This is a genomic window from Companilactobacillus tucceti DSM 20183, from assembly GCF_001434665.1.
GTDB classification, from domain to species: domain Bacteria; phylum Bacillota; class Bacilli; order Lactobacillales; family Lactobacillaceae; genus Companilactobacillus; species Companilactobacillus tucceti.
Genome location: NZ_AZDG01000008.1, coordinates 43,766 through 70,170 on the forward strand (window position 1 = coordinate 43,766; position 26,405 = coordinate 70,170).

At 32.2% G+C, this 26,405-nt stretch carries 20 protein-coding genes; 12 read left to right on the forward strand and 8 right to left on the reverse strand.

The window, feature by feature from the left end; genetic code table 11:
* The first annotated feature begins 305 nt into the window (after positions 1–305).
* The 3 genes from FC72_RS04855 (at position 306) to FC72_RS04865 (ending at position 2,759) form a co-directional block, all read left to right on the forward strand.
* Positions 306–491, forward strand: coding sequence for a 2-hydroxymuconate tautomerase (locus tag FC72_RS04855; RefSeq protein WP_057765345.1), 186 nt, complete (start codon positions 306–308; stop codon positions 489–491).
* A 63-nt stretch (positions 492–554) separates the two neighbouring features.
* Complete coding sequence (locus FC72_RS04860; protein ID WP_057765348.1) at positions 555–1,751, forward strand: DUF2075 domain-containing protein; 1,197 nt, start codon at positions 555–557, stop codon at positions 1,749–1,751.
* Positions 1,752–2,147: 396 nt separating this feature from the next.
* Entirely contained in the window at positions 2,148–2,759 is a 612-nt protein-coding gene (locus tag FC72_RS04865) for a TetR/AcrR family transcriptional regulator (protein WP_057765350.1), read from the forward strand.
* Here the strand turns inward: FC72_RS04865 and FC72_RS04870 are convergent.
* Together FC72_RS04870 and FC72_RS04875 are read right to left on the reverse strand one after the other, a co-directional pair.
* Entirely contained in the window at positions 2,749–3,630 is an 882-nt protein-coding gene (locus FC72_RS04870) for a helix-turn-helix domain-containing protein (RefSeq protein WP_057765352.1), read from the reverse strand. The genes FC72_RS04865 and FC72_RS04870 overlap by 11 nt on opposite strands.
* Positions 3,631–3,762: 132 nt before the next feature.
* A complete protein-coding gene (locus FC72_RS04875; RefSeq protein WP_057765354.1) occupies positions 3,763–4,332 on the reverse strand; it encodes a TetR family transcriptional regulator in 570 nt (189 codons plus the stop codon).
* 238 nt (positions 4,333–4,570) lie between these two features.
* Between FC72_RS04875 and FC72_RS04880 the strand changes: the two genes are divergently transcribed.
* Both FC72_RS04880 and FC72_RS04885 read left to right on the forward strand, forming a co-directional pair.
* Positions 4,571–5,887: a YhgE/Pip domain-containing protein gene (locus tag FC72_RS04880; protein ID WP_057765356.1), complete on the forward strand. Its 1,317-nt coding sequence runs from the start codon at positions 4,571–4,573 to the stop codon at positions 5,885–5,887.
* Position 5,888: 1 nt separating this feature from the next.
* Positions 5,889–6,773: a cation diffusion facilitator family transporter gene (locus FC72_RS04885; protein WP_057765358.1), complete on the forward strand. Its 885-nt coding sequence runs from the start codon at positions 5,889–5,891 to the stop codon at positions 6,771–6,773.
* A 166-nt stretch (positions 6,774–6,939) separates the two neighbouring features.
* Here FC72_RS04885 and FC72_RS04890 read toward each other — a convergent pair whose 3' ends face one another.
* Together FC72_RS04890 and lepB are read right to left on the reverse strand one after the other, a co-directional pair.
* A complete protein-coding gene (locus FC72_RS04890) occupies positions 6,940–7,125 on the reverse strand; it encodes an LBP_cg2779 family protein (RefSeq protein ID WP_057765360.1) in 186 nt (61 codons plus the stop codon).
* A 72-nt stretch (positions 7,126–7,197) separates the two neighbouring features.
* Positions 7,198–7,836 carry a signal peptidase I gene (lepB, locus tag FC72_RS04895; protein ID WP_057765362.1) on the reverse strand — a complete coding sequence of 213 codons (639 nt, stop codon included), beginning with the start codon at positions 7,834–7,836 and terminating at the stop codon, positions 7,198–7,200.
* Positions 7,837–8,005: 169 nt separating this feature from the next.
* Here lepB and FC72_RS04900 point away from each other — a divergent pair, with 169 nt between their 5' ends.
* The 4 genes from FC72_RS04900 to FC72_RS04915 all read left to right on the forward strand — a co-directional run bounded on the left by FC72_RS04900 (position 8,006) and on the right by FC72_RS04915 (position 12,283).
* On the forward strand, positions 8,006–9,028 hold the full coding sequence (locus FC72_RS04900; protein ID WP_057765364.1) for an acyltransferase: 1,023 nt from the start codon (positions 8,006–8,008) through the stop codon (positions 9,026–9,028).
* A gap of 10 nt (positions 9,029–9,038) precedes the next feature.
* Positions 9,039–9,806, forward strand: a complete 768-nt coding sequence (locus FC72_RS04905) for a hypothetical protein (protein ID WP_057765365.1) — start codon at positions 9,039–9,041, stop codon at positions 9,804–9,806.
* A gap of 150 nt (positions 9,807–9,956) precedes the next feature.
* The gene (locus FC72_RS04910) at positions 9,957–10,928 is read left to right on the forward strand and encodes a hypothetical protein (RefSeq protein ID WP_057765367.1); all 972 of its coding nucleotides are present in this window, start codon (positions 9,957–9,959) and stop codon (positions 10,926–10,928) included.
* Between the two features lie 8 nt (positions 10,929–10,936).
* A complete protein-coding gene (locus FC72_RS04915; RefSeq protein ID WP_057765369.1) occupies positions 10,937–12,283 on the forward strand; it encodes an RsmB/NOP family class I SAM-dependent RNA methyltransferase in 1,347 nt (448 codons plus the stop codon).
* Here FC72_RS04915 and fni read toward each other — a convergent pair.
* Genes fni through mvk form a run of 4 tightly spaced genes read right to left on the reverse strand, consistent with a single transcriptional unit; the run spans position 12,272 to position 16,322 of the window.
* Positions 12,272–13,321 carry a type 2 isopentenyl-diphosphate Delta-isomerase gene (gene fni, locus FC72_RS04920; RefSeq protein WP_057765371.1) on the reverse strand — a complete coding sequence of 350 codons (1,050 nt, stop codon included), beginning with the start codon at positions 13,319–13,321 and terminating at the stop codon, positions 12,272–12,274. The two genes, FC72_RS04915 and fni, sit on opposite strands and share 12 nt — an antisense overlap.
* Positions 13,314–14,393 carry a phosphomevalonate kinase gene (locus tag FC72_RS04925; RefSeq protein WP_057765373.1) on the reverse strand — a complete coding sequence of 360 codons (1,080 nt, stop codon included), beginning with the start codon at positions 14,391–14,393 and terminating at the stop codon, positions 13,314–13,316. The genes fni and FC72_RS04925 overlap by 8 nt, the downstream gene beginning before the upstream one ends.
* 26 nt (positions 14,394–14,419) lie before the next feature.
* Positions 14,420–15,382 (reverse strand): diphosphomevalonate decarboxylase, encoded by a 963-nt coding sequence (mvaD, locus tag FC72_RS04930; protein WP_057765375.1) that lies wholly within the window; start codon positions 15,380–15,382, stop codon positions 14,420–14,422.
* Positions 15,375–16,322 carry a mevalonate kinase gene (gene mvk, locus FC72_RS04935; protein ID WP_157051112.1) on the reverse strand — a complete coding sequence of 316 codons (948 nt, stop codon included), beginning with the start codon at positions 16,320–16,322 and terminating at the stop codon, positions 15,375–15,377. Before mvk ends, mvaD begins: the two co-directional genes overlap by 8 nt.
* Before the next feature lie 110 nt (positions 16,323–16,432).
* Here mvk and FC72_RS04940 point away from each other — a divergent pair, with 110 nt between their 5' ends.
* From FC72_RS04940 to FC72_RS04950, 3 genes are read left to right on the forward strand one after another with little or no spacing between them, the layout of a single operon-like run.
* Positions 16,433–19,936, forward strand: a complete 3,504-nt coding sequence (locus FC72_RS04940; RefSeq protein ID WP_057765381.1) for a PD-(D/E)XK nuclease family protein — start codon at positions 16,433–16,435, stop codon at positions 19,934–19,936.
* Positions 19,936–23,559, forward strand: a complete 3,624-nt coding sequence (gene addA, locus FC72_RS04945) for a helicase-exonuclease AddAB subunit AddA (protein ID WP_057765383.1) — start codon at positions 19,936–19,938, stop codon at positions 23,557–23,559. The genes FC72_RS04940 and addA overlap by 1 nt, the downstream gene beginning before the upstream one ends.
* Before the next feature lie 22 nt (positions 23,560–23,581).
* Positions 23,582–26,386: a helicase C-terminal domain-containing protein gene (locus FC72_RS04950; protein WP_057765385.1), complete on the forward strand. Its 2,805-nt coding sequence runs from the start codon at positions 23,582–23,584 to the stop codon at positions 26,384–26,386.
* Positions 26,387–26,405: the final 19 nt, after the last annotated feature.

The following is a 26,405-nucleotide window of genomic DNA, read 5'->3' on the forward strand; positions in this document are numbered from 1 at the left end:
TAACAAATGAAGATAAGAATCCAACAGGTTATACATATGCATCTGATAATTCTGCAGATCAAACAATTACTAAAGATGGTAAGACAGTAATAACGGTTAAAGTAAAGCCATCAACTGACGAATCAACAACTACAGAATAATCAATAACCACCAAAAGTACTTAAACTTATCAAGGTTTAAGTGCTTTTTTCTAACTACTCGAATATAATTCAAATAATATCTACAAATTACTTCAAAACTGTTTTATACTCTATCTTAGAGGAAGATATACTTTAAAATCTCAATTTCGAAAGGAAATGTTAATTATGCCATTAGTACATATTGAACTAATTGAAGGACGCAGCCAAGAACAATTAAAATCAATGGTTGAGGACGTTACAGAAGCTATTTCTAAGAATGTTGGTGCACCAAAAGAAAACATTCATGTTGTTTTGAATGAGATGAAGAAAGATCGCTATGCAGTTGGTGGCGTTCTTAAGAGCGACGAATAGATATTAATAATGTCCGTGTCGATTTTATCGATGCGGATTTTTTTATTTGAGGAGTTTTTTAATATGTTAGATTCTGTTTTACCAAATAAACATCTTACCGATGAGCAACAAGATGTTTTAAATGAAGTCTTAGATTTCTGCCAAAACACTATAAATACTAGTAAAAAAGGATTATTTCAATTAAATGGTGACGCTGGTACGGGAAAGAGCGTTATTTTAACCCAACTATTTTTAAAACTTGAACAAGATGCTAAAAAGTCAGATACCGATAATTACTTTTTAGTTAATCATCCAGAGTTATTAAAGGTCTATCAGGATAATGCTGGCGAGTTTTCTGAGTTACGTAAGAATAGATTTCTTCGTTCAACAACATTTATTAATCGAATGAACAAGACAAATAAACAAGCAGATGTTGTAGTTATCGATGAAGCACACTTACTACTTAGTGAGGCGGATCGCTACAATAACTTCTCACACAATAACCAATTAGAAGAAATTATTAAACTAAGCAAAGTAGTAGTTATCGTTTATGATGAGCGACAAGTTTTAAAGATGAAGAGTTATTGGTCTCAAAAGATCATTGATCAATTTGTTCATCAATATAATTTAAAATATCATCTAAGTACACTTCATACTCAAATGAGAATGAAAGCTCCACGTCAGATAATTCAATGGATCGACGATTTAACTGATAATTTATGTTTAGATAAGGTTACTAAGAAATCTGATAACTATTTGGGCGGAACTTATCAAGGTTATGATTTTAAAGTATTTAAAGACGCAGAAAAAATGTATCAACAATTAAAGCTTGATAATCAAACTGTCAAAAAATCACGAATTGTTGCGACTGCGGACTATCCGTCCACTTTGGATGGTAAGAAACATTACATCAATGAAGGAGATTTTCATTTACCGTGGGATCAGTACAACTATTCTAGTGTCACCTGGGCCGAAAAGGAGTCTACGATAGGCGAAGTAGGGTCGATCTACACGATTCAAGGATTTGACTTAAATTATGTAGCAGTGATCATTGGACCGTCTGTTATTTATGATGGTAATGGCAAAGTTAAAATTGATATTACTAAATACGAAGACCATGAGGCCTTTAAGAAGCGTCATTTGAATGATATTAGTAATATTGATGAAGCTAAGAAACAAATTATCTTGAATTCGATGAATGTTTTACTCAAAAGAGGAGTAAATGGAGTTTATGTTTATTTTCACGATAAACGTATATATGAATTTTTGGAAGAAGAATAAGGTTACATAACAAAAAATATTAGAAGTAAAAAAGTGCGGGCACATGTCAAGTTCAAGTGCAACATCATTCAAATTCATAATTTGCAATCATAGCAGTGCTTAAATTAGCACTGCTTTTTTAGACCTTAATATTTTTTAAAGTATTGAGATTATTTAATGCTTGAATGTTTGATTAAAGGATAATAGTAAATAAAGTAATTCCTTCTATTAAGTTTAGGCAGATCTATTTAGGTAGGGCAAGGTGCATAATTGTCTATTCAGACTTTATTTAGCGTTTAAGCGTGATACAATTTACTTATATAGACATTGTGTTGGTTTAGATGAAGCTTGAAGTAATAAAAGCATAACTGGTGAGTTAACTAATCATACACTATGTTGAAATAGCGGGGCGAAATTATGCAAAGAAACACAAAGACAGAAGACAAAATAAAAAAAGCCTTCATCCAATTGATGAAAGCTGGTTTTGATAATTTAACTGTTAGAGATATTACTGATGTAGCTAAAATAAATCGCAGTACTTTTTATGCTCATTATACTGATAAATATGAGCTGCTAAATCATTATGAAACTTCAGTTTTGAAATCTTTAAGTGAAACTTTAAATAACAATCTCAATTCGTTAATGAAATACCAAGATGTAAAAGAAGATATCGAAGCTTATCCGGTGATTGATCTGATAATGGGATACATTGAATCAGAATCAGATTTAATAAGAGTCTTAATAGTTATTCCTTCATTTGAGAGTAAAATTAAGAATATTTTGCGACAAGTAATTGATAAGGGGTTATATCTAAATAAAGGGAATGATAAAACAGTAGGTTTGATTCCTAACGATTACGCTTATGAGATCATAATTTCTGGATTACTAAATACAGTCGAATATTGGCTTTCTAAAGATAAACCTGAAACTAAAGATGAGATTGTAGATATAATTATGAAAACACGTTATTTGAGTCCGTATGATCTTTTGGGAGTTGATAGACAGTTTGGAAATACTATCAGGGTTTGATTTTTAATTCGTTGATATTGTGAGAACTCATTAGCTGCTTTATTTTGTCCATTAATTCATCATTGTCGTTATAATCAGCAAATGCTATTGCTGTGGTTAATGCATGACTAAGTTTGTTGTAGTCAATTGGTTCTCTTCCTAAAGCGTTCATAGCTGATATGTAATATAATTCGTCAGTAAATTGAGCTGTAAAGTATTTATCAAAACTGTGTAGACCTCGATCAATCAATAAATCACTTTTATTGTAATCTCCTTTATCTGTATACCACTTTGCTAGTCTAATGATACTTGATCGATAATAGTAATATTCACTATTTGAATTAACAACTATATCGATATTGGAATAGGCTTGGTCAAAGTAGTATTTAGCTTTATCGTTTTGTGACTTTTCTAAATATATTTGCCCAAGTTCAGAGTAAATCATTGTACCCCAAAAACTATTACGATTAGTTAATAGTTCTAAAGAATAATTTAGTTGGAATATAACATCATCAAAGTCATTTTTAGATTTTGACAAAAGACTATATAGAAAATGTAAGTGTGCTTTCTCCAAAGAGGGGAGGGCACTCTTTTTTATTGTAGGCAAAACTGACTCTAATATTTGGAAATTATTATCTTGAACTGCAGTATCCAATTGATCAAATTTATCTTGAATAAGGTTGCTCGAAGGTAATGAAGAGAATTCAGAAAATACTTGATCCAGAGTTAGATTTAACCTCTGACAAATAGAAATCAAAATGTTTATCGAAGGAGCAATATTTTGATTTTCTATTTTACTGATAATCGCTTGGGTACATATTCCATCAGCCAACTCAGTTTGATTTATATTAAGTGACTTTCTCTTAGATTGAATAACATTTCCTAAAAGCATATTTTTCCTCCAATAATATTACTATATATTATATTTAACTCTATTTAAGTGGGTTCACATTACATATAGTAATATTATTTTGGGTTTATGGCAAAGTATATAAATTTTAGTGGTGTTAGACGAGTTTGATATTTAATCTTGAGAAAGCAATTCAGGACTAAGTGATCTTGAATTTAAGAAAATATTATATGCATCTTTAGGGTTTCTAACGGGATTTTGACTTAACCAATAGAGGATAAAATCAATGATTCCTTGTGACAAAATTTCATTGGCAAAATCAGTTGGAACTTTGTCTTCAAACATAGCTCCACTATGCACGATTTGTAATATTAATGGTTTTGCTTTACGGATGATAACGGAATCAGGGCTCTTCATCAAAACGATAGCAAGTTCTTTTTGACTATATAAGTACCTAAATAATTGGAAAAAGGCGTTATCATACTTATCACTTTTTATGTCAGTTGACGAGGCTTTAGGATATTTATCAAATATATCTTCAATTTGAAGTAAAACTTCATTTTCATATTTTTCAATTAGATCGTATTTATCTAGATAATGTAAGTAAAAAGTCCCACGATTTATTTGAGCTTCGGTTACTAGGCTCTTGACTGTTAACTTATCGAAGCCATTTAAATTAACTAGTTTTATAAATGCTTTTTGGATTTTTATTTCTGTTTGAATATTTTTGATATTGGTTTCCATAATTTACACCTATTGAACCCTTAGTTGATTTATTTAAGCTAATAATAATAAAAAAAGATATAAATTCAAGTAATCAACACTTTGTTGAATATGTTGAGTGTGTAAGGTTGATACAGCCAATTTTTATATTTAAATGGACGAATACAAATCAACACATATCGAAATATTGAATATTGTTTAAATTGGAAAACTTTCTATTATATGCAATATACAAGACATTGAATGGATGGTGATTAAAATGCTAAAAGCTGAATGGGCTTATTTAATTAAGAATAAGAAGTTTATTGTAGTACTGATAGCAATTGCTTTGATTCCAGCAATTTATTGTTATTTTTATCTATCCTCTATGTGGAATACTTATGGGAAAACTGACAATATTCCTGTAGCAGTAGTAAATCAAGATCGTCAAGTTGAATATAATGGCAAGAATATCGCTATTGGAAGTAATTTAGCGAAGAATCTTGAAAAGAGTGATTCACTTAATTTTAAGATAATGGGTTATAACAAAGCTGAAAAAGATTTAAAGAATGGCAAAGTTTATATGACTGTTATTATTCCAAAGGATTTTTCAAAGAGTGCGACAACTATTTTGACAAAAGATCCTAATCAAATGACAATCAAATATCGAATGAATTCAGGCCAGAATTTCATTGTCTCTAAAATAACTAACGGTGCAGCCACTTCAATCAAACAAAATGTTTCTAAACAAGTGACACAATTGTATTCAAAAATTGTGTTGAGCGCACTAAATGGAGCTACTGTTGGTATGGATAAAGCTGCATCTGGAAACTATCAATTAGCGGGAATTCCCAATACAAATGCCACTGCAAAGGCAGGTAATCAGAAAATTTCCAATTCATTGGCAACTGGAGCTCAAAGATTAGCTCAGATTAGTACTGATACTAAGAATGCTCAAATATTATCAAATCCCATCAAAGAGGGTGTGACAGATATTGCTAAAGTTCCTAATAATGGTACCGGTATGGCTCCGTTTGCGATTGCAATAGGTCTGTATGTTGGAGGAATTGCGCTGGGAACAATGTATGATGGTTATGATCCTCGTAAGTATCCGAGAAGTGCTTTTAGTTGGTGGTTTTCAAAAGCTAGTGTTATTAGTATTGTGGCGCTAATTCAATCGGTTGTTTTATGGTTTACACTAATAAGATTCAATGATTTAGTCGTTAAATCACAATCGGCTTTATTCTTGGAATTGTTATTAGGTTCCAGTTTATTTCTATCATTGATTTTCTGCTTGAGAAATCTCTTAGGCGGTTTTGGAACTTGGCTAGTATCAATCGTTTTAGTACTACAATTAGCATCTTCAGGTGGATTATATCCAACTCAATTATTAAGTCCATTTGCTAAAGTAATGAATCAATGGTTACCAATGACCTACCTAATTAATGCCTTACGTGCAACTATTTCAACGGGTGTTCCAATTCAAAATAATTTATGGACAGTGCTCGCAATTACGATTGGACTTAATTTATTGATTATTGCTAGATTTAAATTAGCGATGGTTAAAAATCCAATAGTAGTCGGTGGTGATGAGTAGTTTGGACTACAAAAATTTTGAAAAGAATAATATTCATGTTTTACGACAAGCACAATTTATTGCTTCAATGAATGTTACATTTTACTTGGTCATTTCTATATCAAAAATAATTATTGGAAGTGTTGCTAAATCGACCGCTCTAAAAGCAGACGGCTATAATGGTGCAACTGATACATTGGCATATTTGATTATTATTATGGGGATTGCCTTTGCAAAACGACCGAAAAATCAAGAACATCGATTTGGATATGCTAAAGCAGAAACAATATCAACTTTGATAACGTCTATCTTGATAATTGAGACTAGCTTTTGGGTGATTTGGAAAGGGATTATTGACTGGATTAATAATAGTTCAGAAAAGCCCGATTCATTAGCAGCAGTGATAGGAATTGGCAGTGGTATACTGACGTTCACAATTTTTTTACTGAACAATTATTTTGCTAAAAAGATTCAGAGTAAACCTTTATTAGCATCATCAGAAGATCAGAAATGGGATAGTATAACTGCGGTATTAACCGGTTTGGCAATTTTAATTTCAGAATTAGGATTTCCTTGGATCGATAAATTGACAGCCATAGTTATTGGACTATTGATGTTTAGAACCGGACTTTTTATTTTAAATAGCAGTGCGTTTAAATTAATTGATGGATTTAGTAATGAATTACTGAATCAAGTTAAGTTGGAATTGGAGAAATTTAATCAAATCGAAAAAATTGTCAAAATTAACGGAAGAGAGTACGAAAATGATATTTATATCTCAGCGATTGTGAAGGTAGATTATCATCTGACAGTCAATGACACGATGGATCTAACGAAGAATATGAAAAATTATTTACAACGAAAATATGGGATCTTTGAATTAGATGTTCAGTATGTTTCTGAGTAAGCTTTTTAATGAAGGTGTGCAAGAATCCCCATAAAAGTTAGATAGAATATCCGACCTTTATGGAGATTTTTTATGTCTAGATCCAGACCTTTTAAGAGTAGGGGAATAAAATTAAAATTCACTATACAAAAAAAGAGTGAACCAAAAGGTCCACTCCAACATTCAACTATGAATGTAATTTAATATATTCTAGAATAGTTTTTTCTTCTTCAGCTGTGGGTTCATAATCACCAGATTTGAGATTATGAATTCTTTCAACTGAAAGGTGACTTTCAAAAGCAAATTGTGTATCATTCATGTTTTTATCACGTTCAAAGTGAATAATTGTTTCAGCAATATTTGGTTTATCCATATCACTACCTCCATTAATTAAATCATAGCATTAAGATGAGATTAATTAAAACGTTGACCATTTATTTAATGGTCAGTAGCGCCATTTGACTTCACCAACAATACTCTTTTTATTGATAAAACCTATAATACGGCTATCTTTAGATACTGTTCTGTGGTCTCCCATTACAAAGTAAGAGCCTGCGGGAACTTTGTTGGTTTTTTCAACTTTTTTAAGATAGCTGCTACTGTATCTTTGCTTATATTCGGATGACTCTTTAGCAAGTTCACTCAATGTAAAGTCGTAAGTATAACTATATGGTTTATTAGCATAAATACTTGTTTCTGGTTCTTTAAGTTTGGAGCCTGCATCTAAGAAAGATTCGTTTAACTTCTTTCCATTAACATAAATCTTGTTGTTCTTTGAAACAACTGTATCACCAGGTAATCCGATGATACGTTTAATATAAAATGATCCAGGTTCGTCAGGAGCCTTCAAAACGATGACATCGCCTCTAGATAGTTTTGTATGTCTAAAAGCAATTACCTTATCTCCGTTTTCAAAAGTCGGTTGCATCGAGGGCCCTGAAACCTTGTCATTTGAAAAAACGAATTGCATAAGTAAGAAGAGAACTGCGTATATGGCTACGGTCAATGCAATTGTCTGCAGCCAGAATTTCCATCCGCCTTCTTCTTCTTTCTTAGGCTTTCGTCTTATTCTTTTGTCTGCCATAATTCACCTCGTATGTATACTAACTAGAATATTACACTTTTTGGAGGTTATTGGAAATAATTGTATTGTTTTTAAATCTTTTTTAATTAACGAATTAACAGACTAATTATTGTATAATGTTTAAGAATTTCATTTAAAGGGGATTGTTATTATTAATTCATCAAAGAGATTGATTTATATTGACTTTATTAGAGTTGTGGCAATGCTTGGAGTTGTTATGGCTCATTCAAGCGCCGATATATTGATCACAAAATCGTTTTCCAATTATTGGAATTTAGCCAATGCAATTATAGTTATTGTTACGCCAGCGGTACCGCTATTCTTTATGATAAGTGGTGCTACTATCTTAAATAGCAAAAAGACCTATAGCGTCGGTTATTTATTCAAACATAGATTAACCAGAGTGTTGATACCGTTTGTTTTCTGGTCATTTGTTTCAACAGCATTCTTTCAGCATATTGATCCAAATACTGGCTTTTCCTGGAGCTTAACGCTTAAGAATATGTCACTTATTTATCACCAGCCAGTATTAGAAGCATATTGGTTTATCTACCCGTTAATTGCCTTTTATTTAATTTCACCTTTAATTAAGGCTTTGGTAGATAATATGAATGATCAATTATTAAATTATGCCTTAATTTTGTGGTTCATTACTAATATGATATTGCCATTTCTAGTTGTCACTATGCCAAGTCAATGGGCTAATATTTTCAAAGTAGATAGTTTTGGTAATCTATTCTTTATTTCTAAGTCATTAGGTTATTTCATTTTAGGGTACAAACTGTCGAAAGTGGATACAAAAAAGCTTCATTTGTCACTCAATTTAATTTTAAGTATTGTCTTGATTGCTGTAATGATAGGTATAAACTATTGGACATATCATGATAGTAGTGTTCATATACCTGTTACGGGCTATGAGCCATCTGTCTTTGTTCCAGTTATATCGAGCTTGATTTTCCTATCGTTTAAGATTATTGATCCAAAGATACCTTTATTTATGGGAAAAGTTATTGAATTTATTGCTCCTTTAACTTATGGAGTCTATTTGGTTCATGGAATTGGAATACGTTTGGCACAGTATTATGTAAGCAATTTAAACTTTTTAGGTGTTTTTGCATTAGCAACTGTAATTTCTCTAGTGATAGTTTGGATTATTAGTTTAATTCCGATTGCCAAAAAATATCTAATTTAGAGGTGTTAGTATGAGTTCAAGTTATATCAGTGGGTTGAGAGATGACGTAGGTGATTTGCCAAATGGGCGACGTTTTAAAGCCAGAATCGATTTTATGGATCATGTATGTCAAGCTTTGTCTAATAAAGAATTACCTAAACATCGTTTCCCATATTTCCAACTATCAGAAAAAGAATTGGCTAGTTATCTAAACTCTTTAACAGATTTAGACCAAGCACAGTTTGAAGAAGTAGTTTCTAAATTACAAAAATTTGATCATGATTTACGTGAGTTTAGAACCTACTTACAAGTTAGATTTGGATATTGGGCTACTATAACTAGTGATCTGATGAAAACTTGGAGTGATCTTTATCCTGACAAGAAGTATTTGGAATTAATGGCTGGTAATGGCTATATTTCTCGGGGGTTTAAAGATAATGGGATAAGTTCGATCTGTACTGATGATTTGAGTTGGGCTAAACAAAGTCAAACTGGACTCAGCACTTTAGTAAATGTTGAAAATTTAGACGCTTTAGCAGCTTTAAAAAAGTATTCACGATCAGTCGATGCAGTTATTTTAGCGTGGAGTCCGGATCGAGAAGAAATAGATTATGATATATTGCAACTGGTTAGAGAAGCTGATTTAGAGTTATTCGTGATCGGTGAAAAAAATGGAGCAACTAATAGCCATAAGTTTTGGGAAAATGCTGAAGTTATCAATAATGACAAAATCGAAATGTTAAATAAAGTTTATAAGCAATACGATCTAGTTAAAGATAAAATATATTTGATTAAATAAAAGAGGGGGCCGTGACATAAGTCACAACTCCTATTTTCTTATAGACTAAACGTGCGACAAAAGGCTGCAACCTCCACATAGCCTTTTGTCCCACTCTTCTATTAGTGTAAAATGAGTTATCGTACAAGTAAGTAAGACTAGGTGGATTTAATGAAAAAAATAATTTCTAGCATTGTAATATTTATTATTGTTCTCTTAGCTGGAACGGCAATATCGAAAAGTGATTCTGTAAAGTACAGTAATACAATGAATCGCTTGGGTATGAGCGAGAATGCGACTGTATTGGAAACCAATTCAAAAAAGAATTTGGTTACAGTTATTAAGGATCTGAATAAAAAAAAGCTTACTAGTTATCAGTTGATCTTCTTTGATAAGAGTAATAGTGATATAGGTTATATATATAACTATAAGAAAAATGACCGCTTACCAATAACTTCGGGGCGATATTTTTCAAAAAGTGACTTTTCATCCCAAATACCATTTGCTGTACAAGGTAAGACATCGGAAATAGAAGTGTATAAGCCTCAAAGTCAGTCCTATATAAAGGTAGGCCAAAGATACATTTCAGTAATTGGTAACATGGGTTTTGGTAACTCTGAATTATTGAATGATCAGACCTTGATTTCTTTATCGCCTAATCAACCTAAGAGTTCTAAAACTCTAAGAAACGTTGTGACGGTTTTAGATGGTAAGGCAATTGGTTCAAAAGAAAGTTATAGCGCTATTAAAAGGACTTTGCATGTTAGAAGTACTCATAAGTATAGTCCGCAAACGGATGATTTTAGTGCGGTCAAAGTTGAGAACAATGGAGAATTATACAAAGTGGGAATGGTATTGCTATTTATCTTAGCGATTGCTGTAGAATCCTATATTTTAGTCCCATTGAAGTATGATCTGCAGAGATCTAATTTAACTGGTGATTTAAAAAACAATTATCGAAATGGATTGCTTTTAAGATATTTACTCTACACATTGATCCCTTATTTATTAGGTTATGTAGTAGTCAATTGGAGAATAGTCATCATCAGCCACACGACATTTAATATGTTTATGATTGGTTCAGTAGTGTTGACGATTATTATAGGGTTACATCAAATATTTTTTGTGAAACGAACGGAGTGAAAGATTTAATGAGAGTTAATTTGAGTGAAGAATTTAAGGCTAAATATACTAAACTACTAGGTGATAGGGCAGACAATCTTTTTAAAGCAATAGAGACAGAGAGTCAAAATTCCTTTCGTCTTAATCCTTTAAAAAACAATTATCAAAATGTTCAATACAGTTTAGATAAGCCAATTGATTATAGTAAAATTGGATATTTTGGTGATATTGACGGTAATTCTATTGATCATATTTCAGGATATGTTTATAGCCAAGAGCCTAGTGCAATGTATGTTGCTGAAGTTGTAAATCCTAAAGCGGATGAAAAAATTTTGGATCTTTGTGCAGCCCCTGGTAGCAAAACTACTTATTTAGCCTCAATAATGGACTCTCAAGGACTTTTAGTAAGTAATGAGATAAATAATAAACGTGCACGAGTACTCTCCTCAAATGTCGAAAGAATGGGTATTAAAAATGCAGTAGTGATAAATAACTCTCCAAAAGACTTAGAAGACGGCTTTGAGGGATACTTTGATCGAATACTAGTTGATGCACCTTGTTCTGGTGAAGGGATGTTTAGAAAAGATCCAGATTCTGTTCAATATTGGTCACCAGAGTACGTTGAACAATGTGCTAATCGTCAAAAGCATATTTTGGATTCGGCTTTTAAGATGCTTAAGGATGGTGGAACTTTAGTTTATTCAACATGTACTTTTTCACCTGAAGAAAATGAAGAAAATATTGCTGAATTTGTAAAACGCCATCAAGAGATGGAGATCGTACCAATCAAAAAGTATCCTGGTATGGAAGACGGACGTCCTGAGTGGGGATACGATAACCAAGATTTAAAAAAGGCTTTACGAATGTTTCCTGACCAGTTTGAAGGTGAGGGGCACTTTATTTGTAAGATGATAAAGTCAGGCATTGCCGGTACTACTAAAGTTAGAACATTTAGGAACCAACCTACTAAAGTTGAAATGTCTTATTTAGACAAATTTATTAAACAAAATCTGTCAGAAATAGATTTAACTGCGATCTTTAAAGTTAAAGAAGATTTATATCAAGCTGCAACCTTTGATACTAGATTCAAAAAACTTCATGTCTTGAGAAACGGTCTCAAATTAGGTGAACTCAAAAAAAATAGGTTCGAGCCTAGCATCTCGTGGATGTTAGAACTCAAACCTAATGATTTGAAATCAGTATATGAACTTGATGATGATCAGTTTGCCAAGTATTTGCATGGTGAATCTGTCATGATAGATCAAGATTTTTCAAATAAATGGATCGGCCTTAGTTATCAAGGAAAATTATTTAGTTGGGGTCGTTATAGTAATAAACAGATTAAAAATGTCTATCCTAAAGGACTAAGAAAATAATTTAATTTGACGCTGTTTAGCGTAGTTTACCAAGCTTTCATCATAAATGATGGGAGCTTTTTTTATTTCTGTCATATTTGTAGCACCAATATTTGCCATGATGACTTTCAATTGAGCAATGAAACTTTCAAAAAATAAATGTGTTTCCTCATAGGAATATTTTTGTAGGTGATGTAGAACAAGACCAGACATTCCTACAGATGTAGCACCTAATCTAATAGCTTTTATGACATCCATTGGAGTACGAATACCTCCTGAAGCAAAGAAATTCAATTCATTTTGGAATGGTTTTGTTTCAATTAAAGATTCAACTGTTGAAAGTGAGAACTGATCTAAATACGTTAAATCTAACTCGTGATTTCTAGCGCTTTCGATTTGAGCAAAGTCAGTACCACCAAAACCAGATATATCGATGTTTTGAACGCCGATATTTTTAAGTTGTTCAATGGTATCTTTAGACATCCCAAAACCAACTTCTTTAACAATAACTGGGACATTAACATTTTTAACGATCGATTCAATATTTTTTAAACAAACAAATTCACGATCACCTTCAGGCATTGCTAATTCTTGTGTGACGTTTAGATGTATTTGTAAGGCATTTGCTGAAACTAAGTCTATGGCTTTTTTTGCTAATTCTGGAGTAGCTTTGGCAGAAGTATTAGCCATTACAAAGCCATCGGGATTATTTTCTCTTAAAACTTTAAAACTATCAGCTGTTTCTGGGATACGGAAATAGACACCCATTGAACCACTTGAAACGGGGATATTTAATTCCTTAGCCATTTTTGCTAATTCACTGTTAAATCTATTAGATTGCCTAGAACCACCTGTAATGGCATTAAAATAAATCGGTAGACTGGCATTAAAGCCTAAGAAGTCTACCGATAGATCGATATCTTTATAATTTAATTCTGGTAAAGCAGCATGAAGTAATCTGACATTATCAAAGTCAGCAAAAGCTTCATCAGTATAATATTTTTCAGCTAAAAAAAGATGTTCAACTTTGCGCTGAATTTGTTTATCTTGTTTAGGCATTAGCGATTATTTCTCCGATTTTTAATGATAGGGGAGTGATACCAACGTTTCTCCACTTTTCCTCTAGTAAATTGAGATTTAAATCACGGTCACTGATAACAATTCCGCAATCTCCACCACCGGCACCTGATGTTTTAGCTGATCCGCCTAGTTCTTGAGCGATGTTGCAAAGATCAGTTAGTAATTCGGTTTCAATGTGGACATTACTAAATTCTGCTAGGTCTGATAAAAGAGTACGATACTGATTTATCATCTCTTTTATCAACTCAGAGTTACATGTTCTAAATCCGTGGATCAATTCTTCAACACTCTTACGACTAGATTTTAAGAAGTTTTGATATTTATCAACCTTTTGAGCTTTTGTTAAGGCTATACGATCGACCAAAATAGAAGTTGAAGCGGGAGAACCAGTCCATCCAACGGTGAGTTCTAGGTCACTAGGTAAAATCAAAGTTTCTATCTCTAAGTCAGGCCAGTTTAATTTAAGTACGGTTGACAGACTGTGGTTTCTAATAATATTGAAGACCCAGTTACGGTCTGGTGACTTGTAAGCGACGATTCCACCAAAGGCACTAGCGGCAATATCACCGAGACTTCCGTTACCTTGAACGGAAAGATGTGCGATAGAAGCCAATTTGTATATGTCCATTGGCGTTAATTTTAATTTATAAAAGTCTCCGAGTGCTTTAACAACAGCAACAGTTACCGCTGCAGAAGAACCGAGGCCATATTTTTTACCATCTTCTGAATCTAATTCACTTGTAACTAGTAGATCATAATATGCTAATTCTTTATTTTTTTCTAAAGCATATTTTTCTACAAAATTTATGGCCGCCAAGATGTACTGTAATTGACTTTCAGTATCGTCAAAAACTAATTCTGTACCTTGTCGGTCCCAATGAATAAGTTCTTTATTAAGATTTTTAGATTGAATGGTACCGCCATCCTCAGATTTATTAATGGTAGCAGTAACATATTGGTTAACTGAAGCTATAACAGCGGGGAAACCAGTTTCAACAACAGCGTATTCTCCTGCTAAATATAACTTCCCAGGTGCTTTTCCTGTAGACAAAAATATCATACCTTTCAATATCTGTATCAGAAGTATTGTATACCATGACCAATATTCGCAACAACTGTAGTAACATCAGATAAATTATTTAAATAAGTTTTAACTTGTTCAATTGATTTATGAGTTCCAAGTATTTTTACATTTGGACCAGCATCTATAGTAACATACGCCATAATACCTTTTTGTCGCAGTTCTTGAATTAAATGAATAATTTCGACAGTTTTTGGCTCAAAATATGTAAAAGCTGGGTTGGCGGATAATGTCAATGCATGCATACTCATTGCATTGTGTTCAGCAATCTCACCAATTTTTTGGATATCTTTTTGCTTGATTGCTTCTTTAATTTCGATTGTTTCTGAAGACACTAGTTTAACCCAATTTGGATAAAAAGGGGAGGTTTCTACACTTTTTTCCATACCAATGGTTGAAGAGATCTTCTTTGCCTTTTGATTTACGACAACTGATAAAACTTCTAAATCAATGTCTGGATTTTCATCAATGGGAACCGCATAAGAGTTTTCATTGTTATCTCCTGCAATCCATTCAACAAAACCACCATAAATGGACCGACTTGCGGATCCAGAGCCATTACGGGCTAAAATGGATAATTGAGTTTTAGTAAGTTTGAGATCCATTGTTTGATCTATTGAAGCTGCTAGTGCAGCAAAACCTGATGCTGATGAAGCAAATCCAGCAGAGGTCGGTACGTGATTGATCGAATTGATTTTAAAGTGTTCCGTAAATCCAAATTGTTTTCTTGTGTTATTTAAATAATTTACGATTCGTTTACTTTTTTGTTCATCTAAAAGTGATTCATTTAAGTAAATAACATCTTTATCAGAGTCGATTATTTCACTTGTCGTATCTGTATAAAAACGATCTAAGGTCAATGAAAGACTATTAGTCCAAGGTAATTTTAATTGTTGATTTTTCTTGCCCCAATATTTTATAAGAGCAATATTAGTAAAGGCCCGAGCTGTCTTAGTCAACGTCAGTTTCCTCCGCATAAATAGATAGTGGTTGGATCCAAGTTTGTTCAGCACCATTTTTGATAAGTGCTTTTTGTACCATTGTAGCGTTATTGATATTTCTTGTTAGAGATATCATGCAACCACCACGACCACCGCCAGTTATCTTACTTCCTAGTGAGCCAGAATTTTTGGCAGCAGTTATAAGTTGATTTGTTTTAGGGATGGCCAAATTTAGCTTAGATAATATCTCATTAGCCTTATCAAAAGTTTGGCCGAGAAGTTTTAGTTGGTTATTTATCAAGCAATCTTTAGTTGTTAGAGTACAATTTCCTAAATCTTCTAGGTACTGTCCGATTTTTGATTTGTTTTCTTGATACATTTGGTGAACATCAGCAACTGTTTCTTTAGTTTTTCCCTTAACACCAGAGTCTCCGATGACGATAAACCCATCGGATGAAAAGCTGAAGTGCTCAATCGTATCTTTACTATATAATACGGGGGTATTAGATATCACTGTTAAAGCATCTAATCCACTAGCTTTACCGTGTGTTACTGTTTCTGATTTGTTAACATATGCTAGTAGTGTTTTTGTATCCAGATTTTTGTCGAACAAATCAAAAAATGCTCTAGTTAAAGCAGCAGCAATTGCTGCAGATGATCCTAAACCGCGCTCAATAGGTAAATTACTATCAATACTTATTGCGTAATTTATCTTTTCTGTGTTTAAGTGTTCATCTAATAAATTAATTAAGTATTTGACACCTGAGAGTGTATCAGGTATTTGGGATATTTTACCAACATAATATTTTGAAGATAAAATATTTTCTTTATTTTGCCTTATTTTAACGATAACGGGGATGCTTACTAAAGGTACCGCAATAGCAGGGTAGCCATAAACTACCGCATGTTCTCCCATAATAATCGTTTTTCCGTGACTCTTTCCAATTCCTTTAAGCACACGCTCACCTCTCAATTTCTTCAAGTACTTATTTTATACATCTATTGTCCGGATTTCCACTTTCTATATAATTATAATGAATAGGATAAAATTTTTTAGGGAGAAATATTATGACATTAAATTTTGTATTGGGAAAAAATCAATTGGACCATCATCAAAAAATGATGGAACTTTTTAAAAAAGATCATACGAAGAATCCCAATGGACAGTTTTTCTTTCTAGTTCCTAATCATATTAAGTTTGAGTCTGAAATTAATATGTTAAAAGAGCTTGGTAGTGATCAAGATAAAGATTCATTGATTGCTACAAGTAATGTTCAGAGTTTTTCTTTTTCTAGATTAGCTTGGTACTTTCTTAGAGGTGATTCCACCTTTAATGCGGAGAGTTTAACTGAGACTAAATCGGCTATGATTTTAAGAAATATTATTGATAAAAACAAAAAATCACTTCACATTTTCTCAGGGATGTCTGAAAAAAGTGGCTTTTTTGAACAATTGTCAAAGCAATTTAATGAATTTCAAAATGGACAAGTTCAGCCAGCTGATATAGAGAAAACTTTAAAAGTTGATGATGAAGTGTTCTTTAAAGATAAAGTTGAAGAACTTAATCTGATTTACAGTGATTACTTAAAAGCAACTGAAAAATATGAAACTAGTGATTACCAACTTAATGCGCTAGCTAATTACATGAATCAAGATTTAAAGTCTAAGAATTATTACTTTTATGTTGAAAGCTTTTCATCTTTTACGGCAGCTGAATTAAATCTAGTTAGTTCTTTACTCGTAAATGGAGCAAGTTTTAATATTTCTCTTATTATGGAGCAACCGGTACTAGGAGATTTAGACAACACAAGTTTTTATTACCGTCCTGAGCATACTTATCAGCAGTTATATCAGTTAGCCAGAAACAATGATATTCCGGTTTATAATAATTTTGCTAAAACGGTTAGAGTCGGTACAGATATTAAGAAACTAGAAGATTATTGGATCCAGTCTAGTGGATCTGGAATAATTCAAGGTGATGAGAAACTAGATAGTCCTAATTCAGTACAAATTTGGAAATGTACTAATAAACAGACTGAGGTTTCTGCTGTTAGTACTTATATTAGACAACTAGTAGCAACGCAAAATAATCGTTATCGTGATTTTTTGATTGTTGCAAGAGATTTAGGACAGTATCGTTCATTTATTGAATCATTCATGGAAATTAACGATATTCCTTACTTTATTGATCTTGAAAAGAAAATGACTGATCATCCGTTTAAGAAGTTGATTGATCTATTATTTAAGGTTTTAAATCGTGGGATGCAAAGTGAAGACGTCATTGCTTTACTTAGAACTGAATTGATGGTTCCAGAAAAGTTTGAATCTATTGCTACTTATCGAGATGCAGTTGATTTGACGGAAAATTATATCTTGGCAGCTGGTATAACTAAGAAAAATTGGCTCGGGGATGATTTTGAACCTGAGGCAGACTTAGATGAGGCAATCGATGCTTCTGTAATTGATAAATACCGTTTGATAAATATTATTAAGAATTTTGTTAAAGAATTTTTTAATGAATTGTATGACTTCTTTGAAAAAGAGCATTCATCAGTTGAAGGAGCAACATTCTTATACAACTTTCTTGATAAATATGGTGTATATAAACAATTATTAAATTGGCAAAAGCAAGCGACAGAACAAAATGACTTATCCTTGGCCAATCAACCTGAACAAGTTATTAATAAATTCAACGAGATCTTGGATGAATATGTCAGTGTATTTGATGATGAAAAATTTGATGCTAAGAACTTTATCGATATTTTAGATGCTGCTTTTGAAACCGCCCAATATTCTCAAATACCTTCTACCTTGGATGCGGTCAATATTTCTGAAATAGGGATGGTTCAACCCAATAATCGTAAGATAACTTTGATTTTGGGATCCACAACTGAAAATATGCCGGCAGCATCAGTTTCAAATAATATTATTACTGACGATGAGCGTAAGCTTATTTCTGATTCTTTAAGTGAAGACAAATTTTTAAAAGATTCAGACGAAGTAGTTAATAATTCGGAACCATTTTTACACGATTTAGTTTTCACGACTCCAAGTAATCGATTGATTTTCACATATCCAGGATTTACCGATGACAACAAGCAAAAAGATCTATCTAGTTATGTGGTCAGAATTAAAAACCATTTTGGACTGGATGAGCAGGATATATTATTTAATCCAGAGGCTGATGAGGATGATGATCAAGTTATACGTTACGTAGGTTCTAAGTCGTCTAGTTTGAACTATTTGATACGTGTATCACGTATGGCAGTCGATAACAAAATGGATATTTCTAATCAATGGAAATATGTAAGAAATAGGCTTTATAATGAGGAACCCGATAAGACTGAATTTGTTTTAGATTCTTTGAATTATAAAAACATACCTCATGATTTGAATGAAAAGACTGTTTCTGAATTGTATGGAGATAATGTTAACGTTTCGATTTCTCGATTAGAAACATTTTATAAAAATGAATACGAGTATTTCTTGAAGTACGGATTACGCTTAGCACCTCGTCAAATATTTGAAGTTACACCAGCACAGACTGGTTCTCTTTTTCATGCCGTATTAGATAGTTTAGTTAAGCATTTGAATAACGACAGTACAAACTTGAGATTTTTATCTGATGAGCAGATTCAAAAATTAGTTCACCAGATATTCAGTGACCAAATAGTTTATCCCGAGAATCGAATCTTTAGAATAAATGATCGTATGGATTTCATTTCGACCAAATTAGAAGCAACTGTACTGCAATTGATCATGTCGATGAAAGAACAGTTAACTCACAATGAGTTTGTTCCTCGTGCGTCTGAGGTTACTTTTGGTCGTATAAGAAACCAACAAAATTTACCAGGGTTATCGTTTGATTTAGCGAATAATCACAAAATAAATGTAAGAGGAAAGATAGATAGAATTGATGAACTGACGATTGATGATATGAATTATTTAGCGGTCATTGATTATAAGTCTAGTCAACATGATTTCTCTTTTGCTGAATTTTTAGAGGGTCTTTCTATGCAGATGCCGACGTATCTACAAAGTTTAGTGGCTAATTTAGATATTTTGGCAGAAGGAAAAGCTACACAAATAGCAGGGGCGTTTTATTCGCATATTCAAAATCCTAAAATTACTTTGAATAAAAAAGTAAAACCGGATATAGAGTTGCTTAAGAAATTCAAACTATCTGGATTGATAGTAGATGACGAAGAACTGCTTGAGAATTTGGATACTCGATTGATCTCTGGCCAATCTACAGTGGTGCCATTACGTAAAAAGGTCGATGGAACTATTACAGTTAAAGAAAATAGCTTAATTACTAAGGATGATCTGTTTAGAATACTTAATTACAATAAGCATTTGATAACTAAGGCAGGGGATGACATCTATTCAGGCCGTTTAAGACTTAACCCATACAGGGATAGGAATTTGAACACTGGATTACAATACAGCGATTACAAGTCTATTTTTGAGTTTGATGCTATGCTTCCAGAAAACGATTATCACGAAATAATTAACTACAATAAGAAAGATGTTTTAGTAAAAATTCAAAGTATTTTGGAGGATGGGTATTAATGCCTGAGTGGACTAAAGAACAAGAAAAAGCAATAAATCATCATGGGCACGATATATTAGTTTCAGCATCTGCCGGATCTGGAAAAACGACAATTCTAATTGAACGAATTATTGAAATGATAAAACATGGTGAAAATGTTGATAACTTATTAGTCGCAACTTTTACCGAAGCAGCTGCGGCCGAAATGAAAGATAGATTAATTAATAGATTAAAAGATTTATCTAATGACCATTTAATAAAAAATGTTTTACGAAAACATATACAGAAGCAAATCTTCAAAGTACCAATCGCAAATATCAGCACTTTGCACGCCTTTTGTCTCAGCATTATAAAAAAATTCTATTACATTATAGATTTAGATCCAAATTTCAGACTTTTAAGCGATGATACCGAAAAATCAATTATTCAAGATCAAGCACTAGATAATGTCAGAAATAAATACTATGAAAAACACGATAAAGATTTTTTAACACTAGTAGATAATTTTTCTAATGATCGTAGTGATGACGGATTGACTGATATTATTTACAAACTTTACAATTTTGCGATCACTAATGATAAAACTGATAAATGGCTTGATCAATTAACGAATATTTACACGATTGAAGGCAAGCTGAACGAATCAAACTTTTATAAACTACTATATGCTCCAGAAATAATGAGAAAGCTTGATCAGATCAAAGATCTTTTAGACAGTGGTTTAGATCTTGCCGCGGGCGACGAAGCAAGTAATACGTATACCCCCGTATTTCAGGATATGATCAAAAAGATTGAAAAGGTAAATGAAGATATTAAATTAGACGTTAGTTACGACGAAATACGTAATGAAGTGTTCGATTTGAGCTTTACTACAAAGAAGAGAGCTCCTAAAGATGCAGAAAGTGACCCTGTACGTTTAGAAATCGTAAAAAGCATCCGTAAGGTTTTAGGAGACAAAGTCACAAAAGATTTAGTAAATAATTTCTTCTTACTTGATGAGAAAGATACTTTAAAAGAGATTTCAAAAGCTAAAGACTTGATAATCAAGCTGACAGAAGTAGAACGAAACTTCATGAAAGAATTTGCGAAACTTAAGAATAGACAACAAGTTCTAGACTTTAATGACTTAGAACATATGGCCATGAAAATTCTTACTACAGAAGTTGATGGTAATAAAGTGGCTCTGCAATTTTATCAAAATAAGTTCCACGAAATTATGTTAGACGAATACCAAGATATAAATGCAATGCAAGAAGGTATAATTCAGCTTTTAAAAACAAAAGATAATAATATTTTCATGGTCGGCGATATCAAACAATCTATATATGGCTTTAGGCAAGCCGCCCCCTATATTTTCGCAGGAAAGTATGAAGACTATCAAAAAGATGAAAATCCTAATGAATTAATTCAACTATCAAAAAACTTTAGATCATCTAAACAAGTTGATGATTTAGTAAATACTATTTTTACTAGAATATTCGACAAAAACATCGGTGAGATAGACTACGATAGACAATCAGAACTTGTAGTAGGGACAAATTTTCCGGATGAGGTCGATACTGACAGTGAAATGTATGTTTTGTCCAATGAAGACGATACAAATAAAGTTGAAAAACGCCAATTACAGATAAGATTTACTGCCAAAAGAATTCAAAAATTGATCAATGATGAATTTAAAATTTTTGATGCCAAAAAAGGGGAAGTACGTACCATAAAGTACTCTGATATTGCGATTTTAGTAAGAAATCGTAATAACAATACAGATTTAATTTCTTATTTCTCTAAAGAAGAAATACCACTAATGGTTACTGATGCACAAAATTACTTTCAAACGACTGAACTGCAAATTATGATGTCTATGTTGGAGATCGTTGATAACCCTAGACAAGATATACCTTTAGTTGCCGTACTTCGCTCTCCAATAGTTGGACTAAATGAAGAGGAATTAGCTCAAATTCGATTAGTTAACAAAAATGAGGATTACTACACCGCGGTTCTTGATTATATATCGGATGAAAATTCTCAGGCTGATCTGGTAAGAAAATTAAAGTCATTTTTACTACAGCTAGAAACTTATAGAGACTTTTCTAATAAGAACACAATTGCTCGTTTAATATGGAAAATCTATCAAGAGACCGCTATTTTGGAATATGTTTCTGGTATGCCTGGTGGAAAGCAAAGATCTGCAAACCTACATGCTTTATATCAACGCGCTAGTGACTATGAGAATAACAATTTAAAGGGATTGCATGCATTTATCGATTTTATTCAACGAATGGAAAAAATGGATAAAGATTTATCACAACCAAATAGTATTGAAGCAACAGATGATACTGTAAAGGTTATGACTATTCATGCTAGTAAAGGACTAGAATTTCCAGTTGTTATTTTATTAGATGCTGGTGGTTCTTTTAACATGCGTGACGTTAATAGCGAAACGTTATTCGATTCAGAATTAGGGCTCGGCTTGACTGTATTAAATAATACAACCAGAGTTGCAATTAGGACCCCACAACATTCATTGATCAGCGAAAAAAGAAATGTATCAACTGTGTCAGAAGAAATGCGTCTTTTATATGTTGCTTTAACAAGAGCAAAGCAAAAAATTATTGTTGTTGGCTATGAAAAAGATACGACTAAAATGCTAAATAAATGGGATCAAATCAAAATATCATCTAATGGAGTCATTGATGATGGATCCAGACTTTCAGCTAAAAGTTATCAGAATTTAATTGGTATTGGAGCATTGAATAGTGATCAAAGAATAAAATCACATTCACATTATGCTAAAAATAAAGATTGCCGTTTGAATTTTGATGTAGTAACTGATGACTTACTCGATAAAAATAGTGATGGCAACTTGTTAAAAGTTGTTGATGTGAGAGAACCAACTGATTTATTTAAACAAACGGTAAACACTATTTTGGATTTTGAGTATCCATATCAAGAAGCGGTAGAAACAACTGCATATCAATCAGTTTCTGAAATCAAAGGATTGTTTGCGGATCCAGATGATGAAAAAATGGCTCAATCTAACTTATTGAGTGACCGTGGAAGATATAACATGGAAAGTTTTGCTAAACCAAAATTTTTAGCTCAATCTAAAGTATCTTCCGCTGATGTAGGTAGTGCCACTCATTTGCTACTTCAACGAGTTTCAATTGATAAGCAACCAGAATTGATTGATTTTCAGAATTTAGTAGACGATTTAGTAAATAATCGAATACTAGAACCAGAAGTAGCAAAGAAAATCGATCTTGTCAGTCTAGCTAATTTTTATCAAAGTGAATTGGGTCAAGAAATTGTCGCTAATAATGAATCGGTTTCTAGAGAAGTTCCGTTTTCATCCCTTATGCCAGCAAAAAAACTTTTCAAAAAGAAAATCGATAATGAATCTTTCAATGATAAAATACTGGTTCATGGTATTATTGATGGTGTGATTGAATTAGAAGATGGAATAAAGATTTTTGATTATAAAACAGATAACGTTACTAGTCAGAATTTGAACGAAAAAATTAATGACTACTCTGGTCAGTTAAATCTTTATGCTCAAGCTATTTCAACAATTAAAAATAAACCAATTCTTGGTAAATATCTTTATTTCTTAAAGATCAATGAAATGGTTGATTTGAATAAAAATTAAACTAGATGAGTGGTGAATTAATTTGAAAAATTCCTACGCTGTTGTTGATTTAGAAACAACAAATGCTAATTGGCATGACAACGGGCGTATTATTCAATTTGGTTGTGCAGTTATTGAAAATGGAAAAATAACTAAGGTCTACAATCAAAAAATCAATCCTCAAGTTCCAATACCAGGTAGAATTACAGCTTTAACTCATCTAAGTGATGAGGATGTTGCTGATTCACCAATTTTCGAAGATGTTGCTCCAGATATTTTTAAAATTCTTAAGAATAGAGTTTTTATTGCTCATAATGTAAATTTTGATTTGACATTTCTTAATAGAGAATTAAAACGTATTGGAATGAACGAGCTTAACGTCAAGGCGATAGATACTGTGGAATTATCACAGATTCTATTTCCAACTATCAGTAGTTACAAATTGCAGGACTTGACTCATTATTTAAGCATAGAACATGACAATCCTCATCGTGCTGATAGTGATGCCTTAGTAACTGCTAAACTCTTTTTGGTTATCAATAAATGTTTACAACAATTACCATTGCAAACTTTGGAATTGTTAGCAAAATTAGGTAAGTCAACTCTTAGGGAAACTAATCTGGTATTTAAAAACGTTTTACGAAAAGTTGAAAATAAAAATAATATTTTGCCTGATTACTTATATGAAAAACATGGATTGGTATTACGTAAAAAGGATTTTCACATAACTGAAAGATTAGATACAGGAAGAAAGTATCCAAATACTAAGGATAAGAAAAAGAAACTTCTTAAGGGTATTTTGGAATACCGTAAAAATCAATCTCAGTTGATGGATAATATTTACCAAACAAGTCAACATCGTAATAAGCAGAAGAAATGGAACTTGATTGAAGCTCCAACTGGCGCCGGTAAAACTTTAGGTTACTTATTACCTCTATCGTATTTAATAAACGGTAAACAAAAGCTGGTCGTAGCAACTACAACTAAGGTTTTACAACAACAAATTGCAGATCAGGCCATCCCGTTACTTAACCAAGTGACCGGGAATAGTCATCATGCAGAAATTGTAAAAAGTAGTTACAATTTTATTGATTTGGATCGCTTTTACGAATCAATCGATAACTATAAGCTACATAGCCATACAGCTATTTTAAAGATGAAAATTATTGTTTGGTTAACTATGACTACAACAGGTGATCTTAGTGAACTTCATTTGACTAATTATAATAGTCCGTTATTTACGATCATTCGTCATCGTGGATCACTTAAAACTAAGACACTATTTAGTGACGATGATTTTTGGCTTTATCAGCAAAATCGTTATCAAGAATCTCTTATTTTAGTAACCAACCAATCTTATTTATCTCGTAATATCGAAAGTCCTATTTGGGGTGAAAATTCATATCTCGTTGTTGATGAGGCAAATCATTTAGCGGATAGTTTTCGAAATGTAGCATCGCCAACGATTGACTTTCTAAGATTGAATGAATACGTTAAAAAAATCAGTGACATCCTTTATCAAAATAGAGTCACACTTAGATATGCTTTTACTGAAGTGACGACTCAACTATGGAATTATCAAGATTTACAAGATATGGAAGCACATTTCCAAGTAATTGATGAGTTGATGCAAAGAATTGAATATAATATATTTGATAATTATGTTAAAAATGAAGTTAGTTTTAAGGATAGGGAACAGTTTGTTTCTATAATTGACAGCGAACAGAAATTTGGTCAGGATAATGACAAATTAGTGGAATTGATCTCCGATTTGATAGTTGAACTGACTTTAGTAGTTAATAGAATCAATACACTTTTTGATCAATATAATTTTCAAAAGAACTTCATTTCAGTTGAACTTTCAAAGGTCATTTCAAACCTAATTATTGAAAATAGTAAGTTACATGGAGAACTAGGCAATTTGGACAAGCTGTTGCAATCATTACATACTCCAAGTAATGAGTTTGGTGTTCAAATTGAAATGCGTGATTACTATGAGCCAAATAGTCTTAAGTTAAGTTGGCGTCAATTTGATATTAAAGACCAGGTTGAGGCTACTAATGAACGCTTTAGTCAAATTTTTGCTGTTGGAGCAGCTATCACTGTTCAAAAAGATTTCTCCTATTTTATTATGAATCTGCAATTAAATCAGAATCAGATCAATCAAATGATTATTTTGCCCGATATGAATAATATGTCTAAAAATAGTAAAATTTATTTGCCAGATCAAATATCTGATATTCAATCTTTAAACAGTGAAGAGTATTATGAAATGGTAACTCATTATATTGTTGAGATATTGAATGATATGGATCATCAAACAATGATTTTATTCAATTCACTAAATACTTTAAGTCATGTCTACGATAAATTAATGTCTACTACTATCAAGGAAAAGTGGGAAATTTTAGCTCAAGGCGTTAGTGGATCAAATGAAAAAATTAAAAAACGTTTTGCAATTGGTCAAAGATCGGTCTTACTAGGAGCTAATTCATTTTGGGAAGGTGTCGATTTTCCAAAGAAATCTCTAGAAATACTGATCGTTACCAGAATTCCATTTGAATCACCTGAACAATCAGATGTAAAAATAAGACAAGATATTTTACATGACCAAAATTTGGATGTGTTTAAAGTTGATACCTTACCAAAGGCTATATTGCAGCTTCGACAAGGACTTGGTCGTTTAGTACGTAGTCCTGAAGATAAGGGTGTTATCTTATTGTTAGATAATAGGATTTTGACTAAAAATTATGGTAAAGATATCCTTGATTCATTACCAAAAGGACTTCCACTTATCAATGAAAGTATGGATTTAATTAAAAAAGATATAAATGAGTTTTTGAATTAGGTAAAAAGTTGCTATACTA

Bases quoted from the DNA above. Each gene is read 5' to 3' on its own strand.
- lepB (WP_057765362.1), bottom strand. From the start codon at position 7,836: ATGGCAGACAAAAGAATAAGACGAAAGCCTAAGAAAGAAGAAGAAGGC.
- FC72_RS04870 (WP_057765352.1), bottom strand. From the start codon at position 3,630: ATGCTTTTAGGAAATGTTATTCAATCTAAGAGAAAGTCACTTAATATA.
- FC72_RS04865 (WP_057765350.1), top strand. From the start codon at position 2,148: ATGCAAAGAAACACAAAGACAGAAGACAAAATAAAAAAAGCCTTCATC.
- addA (WP_057765383.1), top strand. From the start codon at position 19,936: ATGCCTGAGTGGACTAAAGAACAAGAAAAAGCAATAAATCATCATGGG.
- FC72_RS04880 (WP_057765356.1), top strand. From the start codon at position 4,571: ATGCTAAAAGCTGAATGGGCTTATTTAATTAAGAATAAGAAGTTTATT.
- FC72_RS04910 (WP_057765367.1), top strand. From the start codon at position 9,957: ATGAAAAAAATAATTTCTAGCATTGTAATATTTATTATTGTTCTCTTA.
- FC72_RS04940 (WP_057765381.1), top strand. From the start codon at position 16,433: ATGACATTAAATTTTGTATTGGGAAAAAATCAATTGGACCATCATCAA.
- FC72_RS04890 (WP_057765360.1), bottom strand. From the start codon at position 7,125: ATGGATAAACCAAATATTGCTGAAACAATTATTCACTTTGAACGTGAT.
- fni (WP_057765371.1), bottom strand. From the start codon at position 13,321: ATGCCTAAACAAGATAAACAAATTCAGCGCAAAGTTGAACATCTTTTT.
- FC72_RS04905 (WP_057765365.1), top strand. From the start codon at position 9,039: ATGAGTTCAAGTTATATCAGTGGGTTGAGAGATGACGTAGGTGATTTG.
- FC72_RS04915 (WP_057765369.1), top strand. From the start codon at position 10,937: ATGAGAGTTAATTTGAGTGAAGAATTTAAGGCTAAATATACTAAACTA.
- FC72_RS04875 (WP_057765354.1), bottom strand. From the start codon at position 4,332: ATGGAAACCAATATCAAAAATATTCAAACAGAAATAAAAATCCAAAAA.
- FC72_RS04855 (WP_057765345.1), top strand. From the start codon at position 306: ATGCCATTAGTACATATTGAACTAATTGAAGGACGCAGCCAAGAACAA.
- FC72_RS04860 (WP_057765348.1), top strand. From the start codon at position 555: ATGTTAGATTCTGTTTTACCAAATAAACATCTTACCGATGAGCAACAA.